Origin of the sequence: Chitinasiproducens palmae (assembly GCF_900095735.1) — a bacterium.
Taxonomy (GTDB): Bacteria; Pseudomonadota; Gammaproteobacteria; order Burkholderiales; family Burkholderiaceae; genus Chitinasiproducens; species Chitinasiproducens palmae.
The window spans coordinates 283,981-307,089 of the sequence record NZ_FNLO01000004.1 but is presented as its reverse complement, the minus strand read 5'-3'; the positions used below and the strand labels follow the sequence as shown (position 1 = coordinate 307,089).

General features: G+C 66.8%; 21 protein-coding genes and 1 pseudogene. 16 read left to right on the top strand and 6 right to left on the bottom strand.

The genetic code is table 11. The features are described 5' to 3' along the window. Positions 1 to 15 precede the first annotated feature (15 nt). The 6 genes and pseudogenes from BLU54_RS09100 to BLU54_RS09080 all read left to right on the top strand — a co-directional run bounded on the left by BLU54_RS09100 (position 16) and on the right by BLU54_RS09080 (position 4,868). The gene (locus BLU54_RS09100; RefSeq protein ID WP_091907221.1) at positions 16 to 492 is read left to right on the top strand and encodes a DUF2244 domain-containing protein; all 477 of its coding nucleotides are present in this window, start codon (positions 16 to 18) and stop codon (positions 490 to 492) included. A gap of 29 nt (positions 493 to 521) precedes the next feature. Further along, positions 522 to 1,784 (top strand): annotated as a pseudogene (gene coxB / locus BLU54_RS09095) (cytochrome c oxidase subunit II); the annotation flags it as partial. 74 nt (positions 1,785 to 1,858) lie between these two features. Continuing rightward, complete coding sequence (ctaD, locus tag BLU54_RS09090; protein ID WP_091907219.1) at positions 1,859 to 3,463, top strand: cytochrome c oxidase subunit I; 1,605 nt, start codon at positions 1,859 to 1,861, stop codon at positions 3,461 to 3,463. 69 nt (positions 3,464 to 3,532) lie between these two features. Then, entirely contained in the window at positions 3,533 to 3,658 is a 126-nt protein-coding gene (locus BLU54_RS23965; RefSeq protein WP_211435321.1) for a cytochrome oxidase small assembly protein, read from the top strand. Positions 3,659 to 3,769: 111 nt separating this feature from the next. Then, positions 3,770 to 3,952: a DUF2970 domain-containing protein gene (locus BLU54_RS09085; protein ID WP_091907427.1), complete on the top strand. Its 183-nt coding sequence runs from the start codon at positions 3,770 to 3,772 to the stop codon at positions 3,950 to 3,952. A gap of 55 nt (positions 3,953 to 4,007) precedes the next feature. Continuing rightward, a complete protein-coding gene (locus tag BLU54_RS09080) occupies positions 4,008 to 4,868 on the top strand; it encodes a cytochrome c oxidase subunit 3 (RefSeq protein WP_091907217.1) in 861 nt (286 codons plus the stop codon). Between the two features lie 118 nt (positions 4,869 to 4,986). On the opposite strand, the gene BLU54_RS09075 is transcribed toward BLU54_RS09080, so the two are convergent. After that, on the bottom strand, positions 4,987 to 5,190 hold the full coding sequence (locus BLU54_RS09075) for a twin transmembrane helix small protein (protein ID WP_091907425.1): 204 nt from the start codon (positions 5,188 to 5,190) through the stop codon (positions 4,987 to 4,989). Positions 5,191 to 5,259: 69 nt separating this feature from the next. Between BLU54_RS09075 and BLU54_RS09070 the strand changes: the two genes are divergently transcribed. The 5 genes from BLU54_RS09070 (at position 5,260) to BLU54_RS09050 (ending at position 10,450) form a co-directional block, all read left to right on the top strand. After that, on the top strand, positions 5,260 to 6,027 hold the full coding sequence (locus BLU54_RS09070; RefSeq protein WP_091907215.1) for an SURF1 family protein: 768 nt from the start codon (positions 5,260 to 5,262) through the stop codon (positions 6,025 to 6,027). 614 nt (positions 6,028 to 6,641) lie between these two features. Continuing rightward, positions 6,642 to 7,259: an SCO family protein gene (locus BLU54_RS09065; RefSeq protein ID WP_091907213.1), complete on the top strand. Its 618-nt coding sequence runs from the start codon at positions 6,642 to 6,644 to the stop codon at positions 7,257 to 7,259. Between the two features lie 138 nt (positions 7,260 to 7,397). Then, positions 7,398 to 8,495 carry a COX15/CtaA family protein gene (locus BLU54_RS09060; RefSeq protein ID WP_091907211.1) on the top strand — a complete coding sequence of 366 codons (1,098 nt, stop codon included), beginning with the start codon at positions 7,398 to 7,400 and terminating at the stop codon, positions 8,493 to 8,495. Between the two features lie 5 nt (positions 8,496 to 8,500). Next, complete coding sequence (gene cyoE / locus BLU54_RS09055) at positions 8,501 to 9,403, top strand: heme o synthase (RefSeq protein WP_091907423.1); 903 nt, start codon at positions 8,501 to 8,503, stop codon at positions 9,401 to 9,403. Positions 9,404 to 9,787: 384 nt separating this feature from the next. Further along, positions 9,788 to 10,450 carry an SCO family protein gene (locus tag BLU54_RS09050; RefSeq protein ID WP_091907421.1) on the top strand — a complete coding sequence of 221 codons (663 nt, stop codon included), beginning with the start codon at positions 9,788 to 9,790 and terminating at the stop codon, positions 10,448 to 10,450. Between the two features lie 226 nt (positions 10,451 to 10,676). Here BLU54_RS09050 and rpoH read toward each other — a convergent pair whose 3' ends face one another. Further along, positions 10,677 to 11,591 (bottom strand): RNA polymerase sigma factor RpoH, encoded by a 915-nt coding sequence (gene rpoH / locus BLU54_RS09045; protein WP_091907209.1) that lies wholly within the window; start codon positions 11,589 to 11,591, stop codon positions 10,677 to 10,679. Positions 11,592 to 11,834: 243 nt separating this feature from the next. Between rpoH and BLU54_RS09040 the strand changes: the two genes are divergently transcribed. Then, the gene (locus BLU54_RS09040) at positions 11,835 to 12,392 is read left to right on the top strand and encodes an acyloxyacyl hydrolase (protein WP_091907207.1); all 558 of its coding nucleotides are present in this window, start codon (positions 11,835 to 11,837) and stop codon (positions 12,390 to 12,392) included. A gap of 78 nt (positions 12,393 to 12,470) precedes the next feature. On the opposite strand, the gene leuA is transcribed toward BLU54_RS09040, so the two are convergent. The 3 genes from leuA to ybiB all read right to left on the bottom strand — a co-directional run bounded on the left by leuA (position 12,471) and on the right by ybiB (position 16,775). Further along, a complete protein-coding gene (gene leuA, locus BLU54_RS09035) occupies positions 12,471 to 14,207 on the bottom strand; it encodes a 2-isopropylmalate synthase (RefSeq protein ID WP_091907205.1) in 1,737 nt (578 codons plus the stop codon). A gap of 685 nt (positions 14,208 to 14,892) precedes the next feature. After that, on the bottom strand, positions 14,893 to 15,699 hold the full coding sequence (locus BLU54_RS09030) for a bestrophin-like domain (protein WP_091907203.1): 807 nt from the start codon (positions 15,697 to 15,699) through the stop codon (positions 14,893 to 14,895). Further along, entirely contained in the window at positions 15,696 to 16,775 is a 1,080-nt protein-coding gene (ybiB, locus tag BLU54_RS09025; RefSeq protein ID WP_091907419.1) for a DNA-binding protein YbiB, read from the bottom strand. The genes BLU54_RS09030 and ybiB overlap by 4 nt, the downstream gene beginning before the upstream one ends. 178 nt (positions 16,776 to 16,953) lie before the next feature. On the opposite strand from ybiB, the gene BLU54_RS09020 reads away from it, so the two are divergent. Continuing rightward, complete coding sequence (locus BLU54_RS09020) at positions 16,954 to 17,652, top strand: fumarylacetoacetate hydrolase family protein (protein ID WP_091907201.1); 699 nt, start codon at positions 16,954 to 16,956, stop codon at positions 17,650 to 17,652. Positions 17,653 to 17,765: 113 nt separating this feature from the next. On the opposite strand, the gene ftsY is transcribed toward BLU54_RS09020, so the two are convergent. Continuing rightward, positions 17,766 to 18,908, bottom strand: coding sequence for a signal recognition particle-docking protein FtsY (ftsY, locus tag BLU54_RS09015; protein WP_139169583.1), 1,143 nt, complete (start codon positions 18,906 to 18,908; stop codon positions 17,766 to 17,768). A 725-nt stretch (positions 18,909 to 19,633) separates the two neighbouring features. Between ftsY and BLU54_RS09010 the strand changes: the two genes are divergently transcribed. From BLU54_RS09010 to rsmD, 3 genes are all read left to right on the top strand, one after another. Next, complete coding sequence (locus BLU54_RS09010; protein WP_170845085.1) at positions 19,634 to 21,007, top strand: M16 family metallopeptidase; 1,374 nt, start codon at positions 19,634 to 19,636, stop codon at positions 21,005 to 21,007. Continuing rightward, positions 21,000 to 22,262 (top strand): M16 family metallopeptidase, encoded by a 1,263-nt coding sequence (locus BLU54_RS09005; protein ID WP_139169581.1) that lies wholly within the window; start codon positions 21,000 to 21,002, stop codon positions 22,260 to 22,262. Before BLU54_RS09010 ends, BLU54_RS09005 begins: the two co-directional genes overlap by 8 nt. A 160-nt stretch (positions 22,263 to 22,422) precedes the next feature. Then, positions 22,423 to 23,049: a 16S rRNA (guanine(966)-N(2))-methyltransferase RsmD gene (gene rsmD, locus BLU54_RS09000; protein WP_407919408.1), complete on the top strand. Its 627-nt coding sequence runs from the start codon at positions 22,423 to 22,425 to the stop codon at positions 23,047 to 23,049. Positions 23,050 to 23,109: the final 60 nt, after the last annotated feature.

Sequence of the window (23,109 nt, the reverse complement as noted above, 5' to 3'; positions counted from 1 at the left end):
CGCGGGAGGAACGCGATGGAAGGGGTCGAACGACACGAGCCGGCCGAGGTGGCGCTCAAGGAATGGCTGCACAAACGCAACTGTTCCGTCTCGCCGAGTCAGTTGCTGCGATTTTATCTGTCGCTGGTCCTTGTTTCGTTGACGATAGCGGCGTTTTTCGCAGTCCGGGGTGCCTGGCTCGTCTTGCCATTCGCTGGTCTGGAACTGCTCGGCCTGGGCGTGGCGTTGTTGATCTACGCTCGCCATGCGGTGGACTACGAATACATCCGCCTCAGTCCGAATCGTCTCGTCGTCGAGCGGATGTCAGCCGATCGTCTGAGTCACTTTGAATTCAATCCGCGTTGGGTAAGGATCGAACCGGAGTCATCGCCGGGCGCAGGCGCCGCTTTGTCGTACGCCGGTCGTACGTTCGAAGTTGGGCTGCACCTGCCGCTGGAGACGCGGGCTTGCTTCGCGGGTGAGTTGCGGGAATGGTTGGGGCGATGCGGCTGATCGCGCGTCGCCTGGCGGACGGCATTGGGATGGCAATTTTGGGTAAAGAATTTATGAAAGCAATCAAACGAGCCTCCTGCGTTGCGTTGTCGATCGGCGCCACGCTGGCGGCAGGCTCGGCCCACGCGGTCGGCGATGCGCCGGGCGGCCCCCGCGTCAACCAGCTCAATTTCCAGGACCCGGTCACCGCGGTGGCGCGCGACCTGTGGGGCCTGCACAACCTGATGCTGATCATCTGCACGCTGATCTTCATCGGCGTGTTCGGGGTGATGCTGTATTCGATCATCGCCCACCGCAAGTCGAAGGGCTACAAGCCGGCCAACTTCCACGAAAGCACCACCGTCGAAATCGTCTGGACCGTCGTGCCGTTCCTGATCGTCGTGATGATGGCGCTGCCTGCTACCAAGGCGGTCATCGCGATGAAGGACACGACCAACGCCGACCTGACGATCAAGGTCACCGGCTATCAGTGGAAGTGGGGCTATGACTACGTGAAGGGGCCGGGCGAGGGCATCCGCCTGATCTCGACGCTGTCGACCCCGCGAGCCCAGGTCGACGGCCGCGAGCCGAAGACCGATACCTATCTGCAGGAAGTCGATCATCCGCTGGTCGTGCCGGTCAACCGCAAGATCCGCATCCTGACCACCGCCGCCGACGTGATCCACTCCTGGTACGTGCCGGCCTTCGGCGTCAAGCAGGACGCTTTCCCGGGCGTGGTGCGCGACACCTGGTTCAAGGCCGAGAAGATCGGCGTCTACCGCGGCTTTTGCACCGAGCTGTGCGGCAAGGAACATGCTTTCATGCCGGTGGTGGTCAACGTCGTATCTGACGCGGACTATGCCAAGTGGGTCGATGCGACGATGAAGACCAATGTGGCGGTCGTCGAGGATCCGAAGCGCGATTTCAGCGCCGCGGAACTGCAGGCGCGCGGCGAGAAGGTCTATATTGCGAATTGCGCGGTCTGCCATCAGGCGAACGGCAAGGGTGTCGGGCCATTCCCGGCGCTCGACGGTTCGAAGGTCGTGAACGGTCCGGCTGTCGACCAGATCAAGCTGGTGCTGCATGGCAAGGGACAGATGCCATCGTGGCAACGTGCGTTGAACGACATCGACATCGCTGCCGTCATCACCTATCAGCGCAACGCCTGGGGCAACCATACGGGCGAAACCGTGCAGCCGCGTGACGTGACGGCGGTGCGCGCGGGCCAGCCGCTGCAAGCGGCAGCGCCGGCCCGGCCGGCGCAGCAACAGACGAATGCGACGCCGCTGGCGGCGCGTACCAAGACGGCGGCCTAGGCCGTATTGATCGAGGCGGCATCCCGCGAGCAGCTCGCGACGCCGCCGCGTAAAGGAAGAGGGAGATTGTTATGTCATCGGTCGCGCACGACGCTGAACACGATCACGATCACGCACATGACCATCCGACCGGATGGCGTCGCTGGTTGTGGGCAACCAATCACAAGGACATCGGTACGCTGTACCTGACGTTCTCGTTCACGATGTTCCTGATCGGCGGCATCATGGCGCTGCTGATCCGCGTCGAGCTGTTCGAGCCGGGCCTGCAGATCATGCGCCCCGAGTTCTTCAACCAGTTGGTGACCAGCCACGGCCTGTTCATGATCTTCGGTGCGATCATGCCGGCCTTCGTCGGCTTCGCGAACTGGATGATTCCGCTGCAGATCGGCGCGTCGGACATGGCCTTCGCGCGGATGAACAACTTCAGCTTCTGGCTGCTGCCGATCGCCTCGGCGCTGCTGGTGCTTGCCTACTTCGTGCCGGGCGGCTCGACGGCCGCCGGCTGGACCCTGTATGCGCCGCTGTCGACGCAGATGGGCCCGGGCATGGATCTAGGCATCTTCGCGATCCACTTGATGGGCGCTTCGTCGATCATGGGCGCGATCAACATCGTCGTGACGATCCTGAATCTGCGCGCGCCCGGCATGACGCTGATGAAGATGCCGATGTTCGTGTGGACGTGGCTGATCACCGCCTACCTGCTGATCGCCGTGATGCCGGTGCTGGCGGGCGCGATCACGATGCTGCTGTTCGATCGCCACTTCGGTACGTCGTTCTTCAACGCGGCCGGCGGCGGCGACCCGATCATGTACCAGCACATCTTCTGGTTCTTCGGGCACCCCGAGGTGTACATCATGATCCTGCCCGCGTTCGGGATCATTTCGGAAGTGATTCCGGCGTTCTCGCGCAAGCCCCTGTTCGGCTATAGCTCGATGGTGTACGCGACCGGCTCGATCGCCATCCTGTCGTTCATCGTCTGGGCGCACCACATGTTCGCGACCGGCATGCCGGTGACGGGCCAGCTGTTCTTCATGTACGCGACGATGCTGATCGCGGTGCCGACCGGCGTGAAGGTCTTCAACTGGACGGCCACCATGTGGCGCGGCGCGTTGACCTTCGAAACGCCGATGCTGTTCGCGATCGGCTTCCTGTTCGTGTTTACGATCGGCGGCTTCACCGGCCTGATCCTGTCGATGGCGCCGCTCGACATCCCGATGCACGGGACTTACTACGTGGTGGCGCACTTCCATTACGTGCTGGTGGCCGGCTCGCTGTTCGCGCTGTTCGCGGGCTGGTACTACTGGGCGCCGAAGTGGACCGGGCGCATGTACAACGAGACGCGTGGCAAGATCCACTTCTGGGTCTCGCTGATCAGCTTCAACGTGACCTTCTTCCCGATGCACTTCCTCGGGCTGGCGGGCATGCCGCGGCGCTATGCCGACTACCCGGCGCAGTTCACCGATTTCAACCAGTTGGCAACCTACGGCGCCTTTGCGTTTGGTCTGGCGCAGGTGTACTTCCTGTTCCTGATCGCGTTGCCGACGTATCGCGGCAGCAAGGAAGCCGGCCTGGTCGAAGCGGCCGACAAGCCGTGGGAAGGCGCGCAGGGGTTGGAGTGGACGCTGCCGAGCCCGGCGCCGTTCCACACCTTCGAAACGCCGCCGAAGGTCGAGTAAGACGCGGCGTCGGGTTGCCAAACATGGCTTTGCCCCGGCTCAGGCCGGGGCCGTTATTTGAATAGGCGCATGACACAGGATGATCGCCGGACCGCCGGCAAGCGCGGACAGAACTTGAGGATGGGCCTGATCCTTCTCTCGATCGCCGCCGTGTTCTTCGTCGGGGTCATCGTCCAGCACACGCTGTTCGGCTGACTGGCCCGGATCGGCCCGTGCTGGCACAGTGCCGGTGTGGGCGGTGCAGCGGCGGGATCGCAGGGCGGCGAACAGACCGCGTTGCGGCGCGTCACGGAGCAGGGAAAGACGATGTCGAGTTTCATCAATTCGTTCCGCGCAGTGTTGTGGTCCTTTCTCGGGGTACGGAAAGGGCGGGATCGAGAGAAGGACTTTGCGCAGTTGCGGCCGTTGCACGTGATCATTGCCGCCGTGCTGTGCGCGGTGATCTTCGTCGGCGTGCTGGTGGCGATCGTGTCGGTGGTGACGCGCTGAGCGCGCAGCTGAACAGAACGGAAGTAACAGAAATGAAGGAAGTGGAGAATCGACGATGAGCGGTCAGAATCAACAAGTGCCGTATTACTTCGTACCCAATCCGTCCCGGCATCCGCTGACCGCGTCGCTCGGCCTGCTGGTCATGATGGGTTCGCTGGCTGCCTGGCTGAACGGCGCCAGCTGGGCACCGCTGACTTTTGCGGCAGGCCTGCTGTTCCTGTTCTGGGTGCTCTACCACTGGTTCGGCGACGCGATCTTCGAATCCGAGGTCGGTCAGTATGGCAAGCGGGTCGACAAGTCGTACCGCTGGAGCATGAGCTGGTTCATCTTCTCCGAGGTGATGTTCTTCCTCGCGTTCTTCGGCGCGCTGTTCTACGCCCGCCACTTCGCGACCGACACGTTCGCCAACCTCGAGAACAAGCTGCTCTGGCCGGATTTCGCGGCGGTCTGGCCGAACAACGGTCCCGCCGACCTGGTTGCCCAGTTCCGCTCGATGACGCCGTGGCCGCTGCCGACGATCAACACGGCGCTGCTGCTGACCTCGGGCGTGACGCTCACGGTCTCGCACCATGCGCTGCGCGACAATCATCGTCGCAAGGCGATCATCTGGTTGGCCGCGACGGTGCTGCTGGGCCTGATCTTCCTGTTCTGCCAGGGCTACGAGTATTTCCACGCGTACCATGAACTGAACCTGCGGCTGACTTCGGGCGCCTACGGCTCGACGTTCTTCCTGCTGACCGGTTTCCACGGTTTCCACGTGACGCTCGGCGCGCTGATGCTGTTCGTCGTGATGATCCGCCTGATCCGCGGCCATTTCACGGCAGACCACCACTTCGCTTTCGAGGGTGCCGCCTGGTATTGGCACTTTGTCGACGTCGTCTGGCTGGGCCTGTACGTCGTCGTGTATTGGCTGTAAGGCGAAAGCAGAACGGGGCGCCAGGCGCCCCGTTTTTTCATCCGCTTCGCCTTAGCCCGGCAGCCGCCCGGCAGCCGCCCGGCGATGCGCCGGCGCCGCGAGGCGGGCGCCAGGCCGCTCAATACAGTCGGCCGGTGCTGTGAATCCAGCCCATCCAGTTCGCGAACAGGATGAAAAGGAACAGCGCCACCGACAGTCCGATACGGACCGTCAACGAATACACCATTCGCTTGCTGTTGCCCCGGTCGCGCATCATGAAGACCAGCGCCGACCCAAGACTGGCGATGATGAGTAGGAAGGCAATGGCGACGACAATCCTCATCGACTCGGCTCTCGGCAGGTAAGCCGGCATTATCTCACTTCCGGGCGGCGTATTGCCGCGGTGACTGTCTTGAAATTCCGCCTCGTTCCCGTTCTCCTGATCGCCGTGGTGATCGCGGTGACGACCGCGCTGGGCTTCTGGCAACGCGATCGCGCACATCAGAAGGAAGCGCGCCAACACCAGCTCGTGATGTACGAGCAGGCCCCGCCGATCGATCTGACGCAAGCCGTCCCGTCGCCCCGCCTGGCCGACGTCGAGTATCATCGCGTGCTGGCGCAGGGGCGTTTCCTTGCCGATCGCGTCGTCTATCTGGACAACCGGCCGTACCGTGACCAGCCCGGCTTCTATGTCGTGATGCCGTTCCAACTGGACGACGGTCGCGTGCTGCTGGTCAATCGCGGCTGGTTGCCGCGCAATCTCGCCCAGCGCTCGGCGATTGCGCCGTACCAGACACCGACCGGCACGCTGCGTCTGGAAGGCGTGGCACGTGCCGACGCGACGCGCATATACGAACTGGGCGAGGCACCGCGTGCCGGCACGCCGGGCGAGGCGCGCGCGATCCGGCCGAACCTGCCGATCGACGAGTACGCGCGTGAAACGGGATTGAAGCTGTTGCCCTATGTGCTGATGCAGACCAATGCGGTCGACGACGGCCTGGTGCGCGACTGGCCCAGGCCGGCCGCCGACGTGGATCGCAACTATGGCTACATGCTGCAGTGGTGGGGCATGGCCTTGGCAGCGTTGTTGTTTGGCTTGTTCGCGGCGCGTCGTGCCGGACGCGGCGAGCGCCCGAACTACCACGTCGGCGATCCGCCGCCGCCGCCGGAGACACGCTAGGTCCTGCGCCGGTTCCGGCGGCCGGCTGGCGCAGCGGATGAGGGGACCAGCGGACCGGCGGACGGGCAGGAAGTCGACCCGCCAGCTTGCCGACTGAGCGGCCGCTGGCGGTACTGCAAGACGTTGTCATCGGACCGCGGTTCCGCCGGCGCGCGCGTTGGCCGTATGGTTTGACGGCGCGCAGCGCTGGCGTTGTCCGTCCTGATCGTTGGTGACGATGGGCGCGCCGGCTGTCGGCAGCTTTGCTGGCTGGCATCGGCTGGCATTCGGGTGGTACTGGGATTGGCATTGGCAGGGGCGGGTCGCTACAGCGGAGCGACCGGGGTCACGGGCGTCACGCCGAACCGGCCTTTGAGCCAGGCAGGACAGGCGCTTCGAGCGCCATGGCCCGTGCGAGCAACGCGGCGTTTGCCCGAAGCGCGCCGCTCTGCTGCCGAGAGACGCGCGTCCGAGTGCCAGCGCCGCTCGGATGGGGGGAGGGCCGGGTTGCCGGCTGGGGGCCGGCCGGCGGTGTACACGCGCTTGACGGCAGCCGCCACGACGAGCGCCGCCATCGGATGGCGGCGGAAGAATGAACGAGTGCTGCGCGGCGGTGCTCGAAACGATCGACAGGGATGAATCAGTTGAAAGCGACGGATGCGGTACGCAAGCCAAGTTGGAATCGTGGCCGGTGGATGCTGCTGTTCCTGGTCCTGATCTGCGCGTCGCCGGTCCTGCTGTCGTACTTCACGTACTACGTTGTCAAGCCGCGCGGCGGCTCGACGAATTACGGCGCGCTCGTCGAGCCGCAGCGCCCGATACCTGCCACGCTGGCCGTGCGCACCCCGAATGGCGAAATCGTCTCGATGCAATCGTTCAAGGGCAAGTGGCTGATGCTCGCCGTCGCGCCCAGCGCGTGTGACCAGGCCTGCGCGACGAAGCTCTACTTCATGCGCCAGTTGCGCGTCACGCAGGGCCCTGAACGCGACCGTATCCAGACAGTCTGGCTGCGCACCGACGACAAGGCCGTGCCGCCCGCCGTCGCTGGCGCGCACCAGGACATGTTGTTCCTGGTCGCCGACCGCGGCGCGCTGGCCGACTGGTTGCCGGTCGACACGGGGACGACGCTCGAGGATCACATCTTCCTGGTCGATCCGAACGGCAATCTGATGATGCGCTTTCCGAAGAACCCGGACCCAAGCAAGATCAAACGCGACCTGGCCAAGCTGCTGAAGTGGTCCGGCCTGGGCTGACCGCCCGGCCGTCAGCCGACGCTTCGTCACAGCCGCCGGCGACCGTCTCGCGCCGGGCGCGCCCGGCAAACCAGGCCGATGCGCTGCCTCGATGAGCGCCGGTCCGCCCGCCAGATCGCAGTCCTCCACCCGAAAGCCATGGTTCCCTCACACTTCCTGCAACTCGCCGCGATTGGCCTTTGCGTCGCGGTGCTGCCGCTCAGCTGGGTCTGGGTACGGGGCAATCAGGCCAAATTCCGCAAGCTGCTCTGGGTCTCGACCTTCCTCACGCTGGACCTGGTCATGTTTGGCAGCTTCACGCGCCTGACCGATTCCGGTCTCGGCTGTCCGGACTGGCCCGGCTGCTACGGCACGGCGTCGCCATTCATCGCGCACGCCGAGATCCGGGCGGCGGAAACCGCAATGCCGACCGGCCCGGTCACGATGGCGAAGGCCTGGATCGAAATGCTGCATCGCTATTTCGCGATGGCACTGGGCGTGCTGATCATCACGCAGCTGTTGCTGGTGATCTTCCGGCGGCGCACGCTGCGCATTCCGATCGTCTGGCCCCTGGGCTTGCTGATGTTGATCTGCGTGCAGGGCGCGTTCGGCGCATGGACCGTCACGCTCAAGCTGCAGCCGGCGATCGTCACGATCCATCTGCTGCTCGGCGTCATCCTGCTTGGCGCGCTCGGCTGGTTCGCCGCCAGCCAGACGCCGTTGCCCGGCCGGCCCGAGCCACAGACGCGGCCTTACTTCGCCGCGGCAACGCTCGGGCTGGTGCTGCTGTTCGTCCAGATTGCCCTCGGCGGCTGGGTCAGTACCAACTATGCGGTGCTGGCGTGCGCGGACTTTCCGCTCTGCAACGGCCAGTGGGTGCCGCCGATGGACTTCCACCAGGGCTTCCATCTCTGGCGCTCGCTGGGCAAGACCAGCGGAGGCGAGATGATTACCGCCGATGCCTTGGTCGCGATCCACTGGACGCACCGCGTCTTCGCGATCGTCACGGTCGTCTACCTCGCCTGGCTCGGACTGCGGCTGAGGCGTTTCGATAGTCTGCGGCGTCCCGCGTCGCTGCTGCTGATCCTGCTGATCGTGCAGTTCCTGACCGGCCTGTCGAACATCGTCCTGCAGTGGCCGCTGCTCAACGCGGTTGCGCACAATGGCGGCGCTGCGCTGATGTTGCTGACCCTAGTCATGCTAGACTACCGCATTCTTTCGAGCCGGCGGCAGGCTGCGGCCATGACCGGCGCGTGACCGCCATGGAAAGCTCCACTACGTTGCAGCAGACTCCGGGCAACCGCCTCGCCCAATACTTCGCGCTGACCAAGCCCCGCGTCACCCAGCTTGCCGTGTTTTGCGCGGTGATCGGGATGTTCCTGGCAACGCCGGGCATGGTGCCCTGGCAGGTGCTGATCGGCGGCATTGTTGGCATCTGGCTGCTGGCCGGCGCCGCCTTCGCGATCAACTGCCTGGTTGAACAGCGCATCGATGCGCTGATGCGACGAACTGCCTGGCGCCCATCGGCGCGTGGCGAACTCACCCAACGTCAGATCCTGCTCTTCTCCGCGATTCTCGGCGGCCTGGGCATGTGGACGCTGTACACCTTCACGAATGCGCTGACGATGTGGCTGACCTTCGCCACCTTCGTCGGCTATGCGGTGGTCTATACCATTCTGCTGAAGCCCGCGACGCCGCAGAACATCGTCATCGGCGGCGCGTCCGGCGCAATGCCGCCCGCCCTCGGCTGGGCTGCCGTGACGGGGAGCGTGCCGGCCGAGGCGTGGATGCTGGTGCTGATCATCTTCGTCTGGACCCCGCCGCACTTCTGGGCATTAGCGCTCTATCGGCGCCAGGACTACGCGGACGCCGGCCTGCCGATGCTGCCGATCACGCACGGCGAAAAGATGACCCGGCTGCACATCCTGCTCTATTCGATCGTGCTGCTGGCGGTATCGCTGCTGCCGTTCGTCGCGCGCATGAGCGGGCTGATTTATCTGGTGTCCGCGACGGTGCTTGGCGCCATCTTCCTGGCCTATGCATGGAAGGTGTGGCGCGAGTACTCGGACGATCTGGCCAAGCGGATGTTCCGCTACTCGATCGTCTATCTCTCGCTGCTGTTCGCCGCGCTGTTGGTCGATCACTACCTGCGCTACACGTTCTGACCGCATGGTTGCCGGGGTTCGACAGGACCTCGGGCGAAATGTCGCGAGCGGCCGTTCTCCTGCCGCGTTATCTTTCCCGCATCCCTTCTTTCTGCCAGCGCCGCGGCGTCGACCGCTGGCGCGCACCGGCATTTGCCCCAGGAGATCGCCATGCCGTCCCAGTCCGCGCCGGATTCCGCCGTCCCGCGCTCGCCGCGCTTTGCGCGCGCACTGCTGCCGACCATAGCGGTGGCCAGCGATAGCGTGGATCGGCTGACTGACATCCGCGCGACGCACGCAGGCGCACGCCGACCTACACGCTCGGCGCCGGCGGGCTGGCTCGGATCGCGCCGCCTCGCGTCGGGCACGACGCGAGCGTGGCTGCGACGCGCGACGCTGTCGCTGATGGTCGGGACGGCGCTGCTGACCGCCGCTTGCCAGAAGTCGCCGCCTGCCTTCACCAATCTCGACATCAGCGGCAACCAGAGTTTTGCCACCGACTTTGCGTTGCCCGACACCGACGGCAAGACGCGCACGCTTGCCGACTATCGCGGGCGCGTGGTCGTGATGGTCTTCGGCTATACCCACTGCCCGGACGTCTGCCCGGCGACGCTGGCCGAGCTGGCGCAGGCACTTCAACAACTCGGCAATGACGCCAAGCAGGTTCAGGTCGTGTTCGTGAGCGTCGATCCGGAGCGGGACACCGCGCCAGTGCTGGCGCAGTACGTCCATGCCTTCGATCCGTCGTTCGTCGCACTGCGTCCCGCCGACCGTGCGCAGCTCGATGCGGTCACCAAGGCGTTCAAGATCTACTATTCGCAGAACGCGCCCGAGGCTGCCAAAGCGACAGCCGGCGCATCGGCGACGGCTGCGCCCGGGACCGTTGTCTCCGCGCCAACCGCCACTAGCGCCAGCAGCGCGGGCGAGGCGGGAGGCTATACGGTCGACCATACCGCCGCGAGCCTGGTATTCGACACCGAGGGCAAGCTGCGTTTATACGCACGCGACGCGCAGGGTGCCGGGCCGTGGGTCCACGATCTCAAACTGCTGGTCGACGAAAAGAAGTAGCGAAAGAGAGGAAGGAGGGCGCCCGGTTTGATGGCCCGCAAGCGCGGATCCAGGTCCGGCGTGCGGCGGGCGCACAAAAAAACGGGCGACAGCTTGGCTGTCGCCCGTTTTTCGTTTCGGCGCCGGCTCAGGTGCTGGCCAGGTGCTGGCTAGGTGCTAGCTCAGGCGCGAGTTTCGGAGCGGGTCTCGTCGGCGGCATGCCGGCCGACCATGCGGCCTGATGCGGTCAGGCGTATTCCGCCAGCGAAGCCCGCATCTTCTTCATCGCGGCAACCTCGATCTGCCGGATGCGCTCGGCCGAGACGCCGAACTCCGCCGCCAGTTCGTGCAGCGTGGCGCCGCCCGATCCGTCGTCGGCGACGTTCAGCCAGCGCGCCTCGATGATGCGGCGGCTGCGGGGATCGAGTTCCTCGACCGCATCCTTCAGGCCATCCGACTGCAGCCAGTCGAAGTGACGGTTTTCAAGCACTTCACTCGGCTCGTTGTGCGTATCGGACAAATAGGCGATCGGCGCAAACGATTCCTCGCCGTCATCGGTCTGCCCTTCCAGCGCAATGTCGCCGCCGGACAGGCGCCGCTCCATCTCCGCAACTTCCTCGCGCTTCACGGACAGCTCCGAGGCCAGGCCCTCGATCTCCGACTGCGTCATCGCCTGGTGGCCCTGCTTGTGGCTGCGCAGGTTGAAGAACAGCTTGCGCTGCGCCTTGGTCGTCGCGACCTTTACCGAGCGCCAGTTACGCAGGATGTACTCGTGGATCTCGGCCTTGATCCAATGGATCGCGTACGAGACCAGGCGAACGTTCTGCGCCGGGTCGAAACGCCGCACCGCCTTCATCAGGCCAATGTTACCTTCCTGGATCAGGTCGGCGTGCGGCAGACCGTAGCCCAGATAATGGCGCGCAATCGAGACCACCAGTCGCAGGTGCGACAGGATCAGGTGACGCGCCGATTCCAAATCGTTGTCTTCGCGCAGGTTGCGCGCATACGTCTGTTCCTGCGCCAGCGTCAGCATCGGGATCCGGTTGACCGCCTGGATATACGCGTCGATGTTGCCGATGTGACCAGGCAACATGGCACGCGCCGGCAGGACCAGCGAACCTTCACGACGGGCGTCGGCAAGTTCCGACGAAGAGAAAGACATGGCTTGGCTCACGCATTTCCTCATCTAGTTTCAAGAAAGCATCTTAGCACTCGAAAACCCTGACTGCTAAGAAACCCTACCCGATTCAACACTTTTTGCTATCGATATGAAAGTTTGATAGCGAAAATCAAAAAAAGTTCCGCGGAACTTTGCCGCGACAGATAGCTAGGCAAGTCAATACAATACGGACACCGGTCGGGCGCAAAGCGCGAAGGCATGGCCGGTCATCCGAGGGGAACATCAATGTACAAGAGCAGGTCCGTCAGGACGCTTGCTGCGGTAAGCGTCGGCGCATGCCTCGCACTGACAGCCGGTCAGGCCCGCGCCGACCGTTTCGGCTTCCAGGTTGCCGCCGGTACGGCCGACCATCATGTCCGCAAGGTCGATCTCGGGATCGTCTGGGACCCGAATCTGACGTGGTGGGAAATCGGCGGCTGGCACTTCGCGCTGGTCGGTGAAGGACACCTGGCCTACTGGCACACCGACGAAGGCAACGTCAACAAGAACATTTACGAAGTCGGCGCGACGCCGGTCCTCCGGTTCGAAAAATCCTCGGGCGCCATCCGGCCCTATGTCGAAGCTGGCGTGGGCGTCCGGCTCATCTCGCATCCCCGCATCACCTCCGACTACACGCTGTCGTCTGGCTTCCAGTTTGCCGACATGGTCGGCGTCGGTGCGAAGTTCGGTGAGCGTCAGCAGTATCAGGTCGGCTACCGCTTCCAGCACCTCTCGAACGCCGGCATCAAGCACCCCAATCCGGGTATCAACTTCCACCAGATCTACGCGCAGTACAACTTCTGAGCAGGGCGGACCGCCGCCGACCAGCAAACCCGGCAGGTGCGCGCTCAGCCAGGCTAAAGCGCGCACGTACAGTCATTCTCAGACCGCGTCGGCTGCGGCAAGTTCCCGAGCATTGGCGATTTGCGGTGTTGCCGGTGTCCGACCCGTGTCGTCGAGGGCATCTTCCGCTTCCGATACGGTAAATGCGCGATTGCACGCCGAAGCGAACGCCTGCGCCGTCGCCTGCACACGGCTGCGGCCACGTCCCGCGCCAAACGTCTCGCCGCCATCGCCGACCTTCACCGCCACGAACGCGAAGGCCGTGCCGTCCGGCGTGCTGCTCACTTCGCAATGCCGGCTCTCGACGTTGTCACCGACGCGCGCGGCCGTCGCGCGGGCCAGGGCCTGTACGAAAGCATCGTCGCTGGCGACCGCGCTGTCCTGACCGCACGCGACGCGATACGCCTGACCGCGCCAGGTCAGCGTCACCTCGTGCGTGGCAGCCTCGGCACAGGCCAGCCCGCCGTCCCGGATGAATTCGGTCTCGAATGCATTGCGCACGCTGGCCTCGCTGATCTCCCGCCCGGTCGTGTCCGCAATCTGCTGCACGCAGGCGCCGAGCTCGATCTGCACCCGGCGTGGCGGCGTCACGCCCAACGCCCGTTCGAGCAGGAAGGTCACGCCGCCCTTGCCCGACTGGCTGTTGACGCGGATCACCGCTTCATAGCTGCGGCCAACGTCGGCCGGATCGATCGGCAGGTAAGGCACGGCCCACGGCTGGTCGGCGCGTTGCTGGCTCAAGCCCTTGCGGATCGCGTCCTGGTGCGAACCGGAGAACGCGGTGTAGACCAGGTCGCCGGCATACGGGTGGCGCGGATGGACCGGCAGGCGGTTGCACCGCTCGACCACGCTGCGGACGTGATCGATGTCGGAAAAGTCGAGGCCAGGATCGATGCCCTGCGTGTACAGGTTCAGCGCGAGCGTCACCAGGTCGACATTGCCGGTGCGCTCGCCGTTGCCGAACAGACAGCCTTCGATGCGGTCGGCGCCAGCGAGCAAGGCCAGTTCCGCCGCCGCCACCGCGGTACCGCGATCGTTGTGCGGATGGACCGAAAGAATGAGGCTGTCCCGGTAGGCAAGATTGCGATGCATCCATTCGATCTGGTCCGCATAGACGTTTGGCGTCGCTACCTCCACCGTCGCCGGCAGGTTGACGATCATCTTGGCCTCGCGGGTCGGCCGCCACACCTGGGCCACCGCATCGCAAACCTCGCGCGCGAACGACAGCTCGGTCATGCTGAAGGTCTCGGGCGAGTATTGGAACGTCCAGTCGGTGTCCGGATGACGGGCCGCGTGCGCCTTGATGCGGCGGGTGCCATCCACCGCCAGCGCCTTGACCTCGTCCCGGCCCGCATTGAACACGATGCGGCGGAAGCTTGGCGCGATCGCGTTGTACAGGTGCACGATGGCGCGCGGCACGCCGTCGAGCGCCTCGAAGGTCCGGGCGATCAGATCCTCCCGCGATTGCACCAGCACCTCGATGGTCACGTCGTCCGGGATGCGCCGTTCGTCGATCAGGCGCCGGACGAAGTCGAAATCCGTTTGCGAGGCGGCCGGGAAGCCAACCTCGATCTGTTTGACGCCGATCGCAACGAGCATCTCGAAGAACTCGAGCTTGGTTGCGCCGTCCATCGGTTCGAACAGCGCCTGGTTGCCGTCGCGCAGATCGGTGCTCATCCAGATCGGGGCACGTTCGATGACGCGCGTGGGCCAGCGGCGGTCAGCGAGTTTGACCGGGGGAAAGGCGTTGTATTTGCCGTGCGGGTGGGCTTGCATGGAGAACCTCGTCGTCGATGAAAGGGCAGGCGACGGGCTGACGGACGGCCTGATGCGCGTGGTCCGTCAACCGGTTCTTAGCGGCAGCAGGGCGAGCGCGCGGGCGTAGATGCAGCGGCTGGATGCGCCGCTGTCTTGCGGGCGGCAAACGATCGAAAAGGAGAAATGCATGGCTATCCGGTGCTGGACGGTCATTGCCGAGGCGACTTCGAGAAGTGCGGTGGGGCAAGACGGAACGCGGTACTGCGGGCGGTTGCCGGGGCCCGATGGCTCGGGCGGATCCGGCAGGCGGCTTGGACTGGCTGACGCCTAGTCACATAGTCGTGCCGATAGTCGCGATAGCGACGCGGATAGCTTCCGTAGTGAATGCACGTTCCGATGGTCCGACGAAACGGCACGCGCAACGCAGCGCTGCGCGACAGAAACGGAAGGGGTGAGAGCGGAGACCATGGACCGACTATAGCAAGCTCGACCGCCGCAGGTCAAACGGCCGTTGGGCGTGCCGCCGGCTTCGGCCTATTAATGGCTCGTCGATGGCTCGTCGATGGCCCGTCGATGGCCCGTCGATGGCCCGTGGATGGCCCGTCGCTGGGCCGTTGATGGCCGGTCGACGGCGCGTCGCTGGCCGCCGATCGCCCTGCGAGGGTCCTGCGATTGTTCTGCATCGGCCCGGCGCCGGTTTGCCTCAGCGCAGGTCGCGCGGATCGCCCACCGGCTGGTCGGCTGGACGGGCAAGCAGGGCGTGCAATTCGACCGGCTCGACGATGGTGCGTCCGGTGAACGGCCGGTCATAGACCAGGATCAGGAAGGCCAAGCTGCCGAAGGCGAGCGCATACAGCACCAGGGCCACGATGCGGTCGCGCCGGCCGTGCGGGTGCAACTCGGCGACGACATAGGCGCTGACGGCCAGCAAGGTGAGCAACGTCAGCCACTTCTTCGCGCCGACGTGCTCGCGCGCGATGCGCAGTCGTTCGTCGCGCGCATTGCCGAGCTGGATGTAGTAGCGGCGCGCGGCGTCGGCGTCGATCCGCTCGCGGCCGGCCGGCACGTCGAGACGGGCGAGCAGGGCATCGCCGAGTGCGTCGAACTCCCGGGTTGTCTCCGCATCCGCGCCGCCTCGGTCCATCGTCGGCCATTCGCCGACCACGGCCGCGTGCGCATAGCCGCGCGCAGCGACGACGACCGGCTGGCCGTTCGGCGAGCGCTGCATCACGTGGATCAGGTTGGCGAGCGCCACCGCCTCCTGCGCGACCACGTCGTTGGCGCGCTGGTCGACGCGGTAGACGTCGTTGGCGATCGACGCGAACAGCACACCGGTCGGCACCAGCAGGCCCGTCAACAAGGTCGTCACCACCCGGCTCGGCGCGGGCGGCGGCAGCAGCCGGTTCACCAGCGCCCGCAGACCCGCTGCGATGAAGGTCAGCAGCAGCAGGCCGGCGATCGCGGCCACGAACAGCAGCCAGTTTGGCAGATTGAACAGGAAGTCCGTCATTGCGCGTCGCGCCTTGCGTTGTCCGGCGCGTCGGCGGTGCCGTCCGCAAGCGGCGGCGCTTGCGCAATCCGCCCGGTCGGCATGGCCTCGGTGCGCGCAACGGGGGCGGGGCTTGGCGAGTCTCCCACGGCGGCATCCCGCACGATCCTGACAATGGCTTCGACCTGGCGCGCGATCGAGGCCGGCACCGGCTGGCGCCCCGCCAGCACGTCGGCAATCCAGCCGGCAGTCGCCTGCGCATCGCAAGCCGGCAGCGTTTCCGTCGGATCGGCGGCGACGCGTGCCGCCTGGGCCACGATCCGTTGCTGGCCGTCGCGGAACCAGTCGACCTGCACCTGCCGGCGCGTGTCGGCGACCGCCTCGCCCTCCGTGCCGCGCGCCAGCAGCACGTCGCCCTGCGCAACCTCGGCATGGGCGGCGAACAGGGCCGCGAGACTGTCGCGATAGGGCGGGTGCGTATAGTTGACCAGCCGCAGGCCGGGTGTATCGAACGGCTGCAGCAGCTTGACGATGGTGTGCGCCGAATTCCGCACGCCGAGCGTCCGGCGCAGCGCGAGCAGGCCCGCCAGCGCCGGCGACAGGGCTTCGATCGGCAGGAAGGCGAGGCGCGCGCCGGTCAGCGCGGCGGCCGCGTCCGCCGTGCTGGCGACCGGTGGATGGCCGAGCGCGCTGAAGATGTCCGCACTGGTGACCCGGCCGGGGTCGGTGCCGACCCCGTGGACCAGCACCGGTACGCCCTCGCGCGCGAGGAGCAGGGCGAGCAGCGGCGTCAGGTTCGGCTGCTTGCGCGCGCCGTTGTAGCTCGGGATCGCGACGGCCCGTCCAGCGCCCGCCGGCACCGCGACCGGCGTCAAATGCGCATGGGCTGCGCGGAGCATGCCGGCCAGTTCCTCTGGCGCCTCGCCCTTGATGCGATAGGCCATCACGATGGCGCCAGTCTCGACCGGGCCGACCTGGCCGGACAGCATCGCGTCGAAGAGCCGGGCCGCGTCGTCGCCCGACAGGGCACGCGCGCCACGTGCGCCACGGCCGATCTCCTTGATGTACGGCGCGCAGGAAAAAGCTGCTTCTGTCATTGCCTTCTGTTCTCGTGGGGCGCTGCGCGTGGCAATCGAGTGCATCGCTGCGCCGGACGAAAGCGTTGCCCGGAGGCCGTTGCTTTCATTGCGTCGGCAACCGGCACGCGCGCTAGGTGCTATTGTTGCACGCACGCGGCGCCTCGGGCCCGCCCCCACTTTCCAAGGAGTGATTTGCATGAGCTATGTAATCGAGCCGCAGGCGGCGACCAGCCTGCCGGTCGAGGGCGAACAGGCAACCTTTCCGGTGCGGCGCGTGTACTGCGTCGGACGCAACTACGCCGACCATGCGCGCGAGATGGGACACGATCCGGATCGCGAGCCGCCGTTCTTCTTCTCGAAGCCGGCCGACGCCGTGTTCCCGGTGGCCATTGGCACGGCCGGCGAACTGCCGTATCCGCCGCAAACGGCCGATCTGCATTACGAGGTCGAGCTGGTGGTCGCGTTGGCCGCCGGCGGCCGTGACATCCCGGCTGCGCAGGCACTCGACAAGGTGTATGGCTATGCGCTGGGACTCGACATGACGCGTCGCGATCTGCAGGCGCAGGCGAAGAAGCTTGGCCGGCCCTGGGACGCGGCGAAGGGTTTCGACAAGTCGGGCCCGATCGGCCCGATCCGTCCAGTCGCAAAGGCCGGGCATCCCAGCGCGGGCGCGATCTGGCTCGAAGTCGACGGCGAGACGCGGCAGCGCGGCGACCTGAAGGAAATGATCTGGCCGGTGGCCGACACGATCGCGTCGCTCTCGACGTTGTTCGAGCTGAAGGCCGGCGACCTGATCTTCACCGGCACGCCGGCCGGCGTGGGGCCGGTGAAGCGCGGACAAACGATGCGTTTCGGCGTGGACGAGCTGTACACCCTCGAGGTGAAGGTTCGCTGATCGTCTGGCGCGGGCCCCAGGCCGCCCAGGTCCATACCGGCCTGGGGGCCTGGGGGGCCGGCACCGGACACGCCCGCGTTAGCTGCCCGGCCGCCCCGGCCGTCTTGCTTGCGTCAATCGTCGCCGAGCAGGGCGTTGGCGAACTCAAGGGCCGAGAACGGCTGTAGATCCTCGACCTTCTCGCCGACGCCGATGAAATAGACCGGAATCGGACGCTGCCGGGCGATGGCGGCCAGGATGCCCCCCTTCGCGCTGCCGTCGAGCTTGGTGACGATCAGCCCGGTGAGGCCCAGCGCATCGTCGAAGGCCTTGACCTGGGCGAGCGCGTTCTGGCCGTTGTTAGCGTCGATCACCAGCAGCACTTCGTGTGGCGCCGCGGCATCGGCCTTGGCGATCACGCGCTTGATCTTGCGCAGCTCTTCCATCAGGTGCAGCTGCGTCGGCAAGCGGCCGGCAGTGTCGGCCATCATCACGTCGATCTTGCGAGCGCGCGCCGCATTCACGGCGTCGAAGATCACCGCGGCCGGATCGCCGCCTTCCTGCTCGACCACCGTCACGCTGTTGCGTTCGCCCCAGATCGCCAACTGTTCGCGTGCGGCGGCACGGAACGTATCGCCGGCCGCCAGCAGCACCGATTGCCCGTAGTTCTGCAGATGACGCGCGAGCTTGCCGATGCTGGTGGTCTTGCCCGCGCCGTTCACGCCCGCGATCATCATCACGAGCGGCGTCGCCCGTCCCAGCACCAGGGAGCGCTCCAGCGGCTGCAGCAACTCGACCAACAGATCGCGCAGCGCCGCCTTGACCTGGGCGCCGTCGGTCAGCCGCTCGTAGCGCACCCGGTCGCGCAGCGCGTCGATCAGATATTGCGTCGCATCCATGCCGGCGTCGGCCATCAGCAACGCGGCTTCCAGGTCTTCGAACAATGCTTCGTCGACCTTGACGCCGACGAAGATGCCCGCGATGCCGGCGCTCGTCTTCGACAGGCCACTGCGCAGCCGGCGCAGCCACGATTGCTTCTCGGCGGGCGCCTGCGCCGGCGGCGCGACGATCTCGTAGTCGTCCGTGCGCTCGACCGTCGTGAACGATGCCGCTGCCGGCACCTCGACGGGCGGCGGCACCGGCGTTTCGATCGGTGCGGCCTCGCCACCGCGTCCGAAGATCCGGCCTAGCCAACCGCCCTGGGACGCGGCTTCCGGTGCGTCGGAGCGCTCGGGCGGCGTCGTCGCCGGTGTGGTTGCCGAGACGCTGCCAGGCATCTCGAAGCCGGCTTGCGGCTGCGGGGCCGGCTGCTGCGCCGGCGCAAACGACGCGGTCGTGGCAGGCGTGGCGGCTGGAGCGGATGCAGGCGCAGGCGTCGGAACAGGCGCGGGCGTCGGAACAGGCGCGGGCGTCGGAACAGGCGCGGGCGTCGGAACAGGCGCGGGCGTCGGAACAGGCGCGGGCGTCGGAACAGGCGCGGGCGTCCGAACAGGCGCGGGCGTCGGAACCGGCGCGGGCGTCGGAACCGGCGCGGGCGTCGGAACCGGCGTAGGCGTCGGAACCGGCGAAGCCGTCGGTACCGGGGCAGACGGGGGGGCCGGAATCGGTGCCGGCGTGCCTGGCGGCGTCTCTAGCGGCGCAACAGGTGCCGCATCGCGCGCCACGTCGGCTTCGCCCGGCGCGGGCGTCTCGGCCGGCGTATCATCGCGCTTCTCTGGCGCCGCCGCTTCGTTCTGAGAGCGGGTGAAGCGTTTGAAAAAACTGAACATATTTATGTACGGGCCGGCCCGGTCGGTGAGCCGGGCGGTGTATCGTGCGAGACCCGCAGGCGCCGCTCGCAGCGGCGGGCGAGTGGCGTGCGGAAATGAGCTTGGCGTCGGCGCCGTGCTGCATTGGCGGCATCGCGAGCGGCATGGCCTCGACGTTGCCGTACGCGGCGAGCGGGACGATTGCTCGCGCGGCGCCGACAGCACAACCGGCACATTTTAGCAGAGAGGAAAGCATGGCTGACGCAGTATCGGCGCGGCAAGCGAGCCAGCGGGCGCTGCCGGCGTCGGTGCCCGCGCGGTGCCACGAACGCACGCTGGCAAACGGCATGCGATTGATCGTGATGGAGGACCATCGCGCGCCGGTGGTTGCCCACGGCCTGTGGTTCCGGGTGGGGTCGATCGACGAACAGAGCGGACGCACCGGCCTGGCGCACATCGTCGAGCATCTGATGTTCAACGGCACGCACCGCTATGGCGTCGGCGATTACGACCGGCAGATCAGCGCCCTGGGCGGCTACGCCAACGCGCTGACCTGGACCGACTACACCGCCTACACGGTGGAGGCGCCGGCGGACGCCCTCGAGGCGGTCATGGCGATCGAGGCGGAACGGATCACCGACCTGGTCATCGGCGAGGCCGACTTCGTCCGCGAACTGCGCGTGATCATGGAAGAGCGGCGTCAGACCAATGACGACGATCCGACCGGCCTGCTGTACGAGGGGCTGTTTGCCAGCGCGTTTCATGCGTCGCCGCAGCGCTGGCCCATCGTCGGCTGGATGGATGACCTGGAGGCGATGCACGTCGACGACGCGCGCGCGTGGTATCGGGACTGGTATGCGCCGAACAACGCGACGCTGATCGTGGCGGGCGACGTCGACCCGCAAGGCGCCTTCGACCTGGCGGCACGCTACTACGGCGCGATCGACGCGCGGCCGCTGCCCCAGCGCCGGCCGCAGCGCGAGCCCGAACAGCGTGGCGCGCGGCGTATCGAAACCCTGGCGCGCGTGCCGGCGCCGCAGCTTGCGCTCGGCTTCAAGGCGCCGAACCTGAGCAGCCTGGCAACGGCCAGCGCGCCGGCCGACGACGGTCAGCACGCGCGCGACACAACGGCGCGGCAGCAGGACGACGTGTTCGCGCTGGTGGTCCTGGCCGAACTGCTCGACGCGCAGCGCGTCCTGGAACTGGCGCTGGTGCGCAAGCGCCGTGTCGCCGACGAGGTGTGGGCCTGGTACGACTGCTACAGCCGCGAACCGGGATTGTTCGTGATCGGCGCGATTGCCGCGGCCGATGTCGATCCGGCCCGGGTCGAGCGGGAAATCCATGCGCTGCTTGCACGTATCGCCGCCGGCGACGTCGACGGTGCCGCGCTCGAACGCGTCAAGACGCGTCTGATCGTCTCGCGCATCTACCGCAGCGATTCGATCTTCGACGAGGCCGGCGCGGTGGGCCGGCTCGCCGTGCTGGGTTTCCGTCCGGACGATCTTGCCGAGATCGATGCGCGTCTTTGCGCGGTCAGCGTGGAGCAGGTCTGCGCGGCGGCGAAGCGATATTTCACGACCCAGACCGTGACGGTCGCGACCCTGCTTCCAGAGGATGAACATGTCTAGACAGCATCGGCCACTGCCGGCCGCCCCGGCGGTCGCGCGCTGGCATACGGCCAACGGTGTCGAAGTGCGCTTCGTCGCGCGGCACGAGGTGCCGATCGTCGACGTGAATCTGGATTTCGACGCGGGTGCGGTGCACGACCCGGCCGACCGTGCCGGCGTCGCCGAGCTGGTTCGCAGTCTGCTGTTCACCGCGATACCGCGCGGCGACACCGGCCCGGCGCTGGACGAGGAAGCGATCGAAGCGGCGTTTGACGAACTGGGCGCCGAACTGTCGGTCGACGTTCGGCCGTCGTGCCTGTCGGTCGGCCTCCGCATGCTGTCCGCGGCGGCCTGGCGCGAACCGGCGATCGCGCTGTTGGGCCGCGGTCTGAGCCGTCCGCGCTTCGGCGTGCGCGTTTTCGAACGCGAGCGCGATCGTCTCGAAGCGTGGCTGGCGGAACAGGAGACCGAAACCGAGTGGGTCGCCGAGCGCGCGTTCGAGACCGGCGTCTTCGGCGACCATCCGCTGGCCCGCACACCCGATGCGGACAGCCTGCAGCGGATTGCGCTGTCCGACCTGGATGCGTTCTGGCGAAGCCATTGCGGCGCCGCCGGTGCGATTCTGACCATCGTCGGCGACCTGTCCCAGGCTGCGGCCGAGGATCTGGCGGCGCGCCTCACCGTCGGCCTGCCGCCGGGCGCTGCGACGTCAGTCGACTATCGCTTCGCGCCTGCGCAGGCAACCCTGCAGCGTGTCGCCCATGACGCCGCGCAGGCGCATGTGCTGGTGGGCGCGTTGACCGTGCCGGCGACCCATGCCGATGCGGTCCCGCTGGCGCTGGCCAACCGCGCGTTGAATTGGCGGCTGCATGCGGTGGTGCGCGAGCGCGACGGCCTGGCCTACGATGTGTCGAGCACGCTGCTGGCGAGCCGCTACGGCTTCGTGCGCGTTGCGCTGAAGACCCGCGCCGACCAGGCCGAGCAGGCGCTGGGCGCCGTGCTGGAGGTCATGGACGCGTATCAGCGCGATGGGGTCGACGCCGACGATTTCGAGCGGATGCGCAACGAAATGCTGCGCGGCTATCCGCTCGGCCTCGACAGCAACGCCAAGCTGTTGCGCCATGTCGCCGACACGGGCTTCGACGGCCTGCCGCCGGATGAGCTGGCACGCTGGCCGGCTCGTGCCGCCGCGGTCGCGCTTGACGAGGCGTCGCGCGCCTTCGCCGCGCATCTGGCGCCGGCCAGGCGGGTCTCGGTGATCGTCGGCGGGCGCTGAGCGCACCGGTCCGCGCTTCGGCCGTGCGCCGGCCGTGCGCCGCTGCGCGTCTACGCGCGTCTGTGCGCCCGCGGGTCTCGCGCCGGCGCGCTGGAAAGACCCCCCGCGCGGGAGCGGATTGTCAAACCTGCGATAATGGCCGGCCGGTCTCCCCTACACGATCGGTCGGTGCCAACCGGCCGTTTTTCGCCCGATGTCTCGTCTCAGCCGCCCGACGCCCCGGCGTCGTCCGACCGCCGCCCAGGTCCGCATTGTCGGCGGCATCTGGAAGCGCACCGTCCTGCCCGTGCTCGATGCCGAAGGCCTGCGCCCGACGCCGGACCGGGTTCGCGAAACGCTGTTCAACTGGCTGGGACAGCGGCTGGACGGTCAACGCTGTCTGGACCTGTTTGCCGGCAGCGGCGCATTGGGCTTCGAGTCGGCGTCGCGCGGCGCGAGCGAGGTGGTGCTGGTCGAACGCAATCGGCAGGCGGCGCGACAGCTGGAAGCCAATCGGCAAAAGCTCGACGCGAGCGCGGTGCGCATCGTCGAGGCCGATGCGCTGCGTTTCGCGCAAGGGTTGGCTGCGCACAGTTTCGACGTGATCTTCCTCGATCCGCCGTTCGGCGGCGACGCGCTGGCGGCGGCGCTGCCGCTGGCCATGCGGCTGGCGCGCCCCGACGGCGCGATCTATGTCGAGGCGCCGGCGTCGTTGACGCTGGCCGAGGAAACCGGCTGGCGGGTGGATCGTTCGGACAAGGCGGGCGCGGTGCATTACCATTTGCTGCGCTGCGAAAATAGTCAATAATGCGCGCGCGGGCAGGAGACGCCCGCTGCCGGCCGCAGTGGGACCGATGGCCGAGACAGT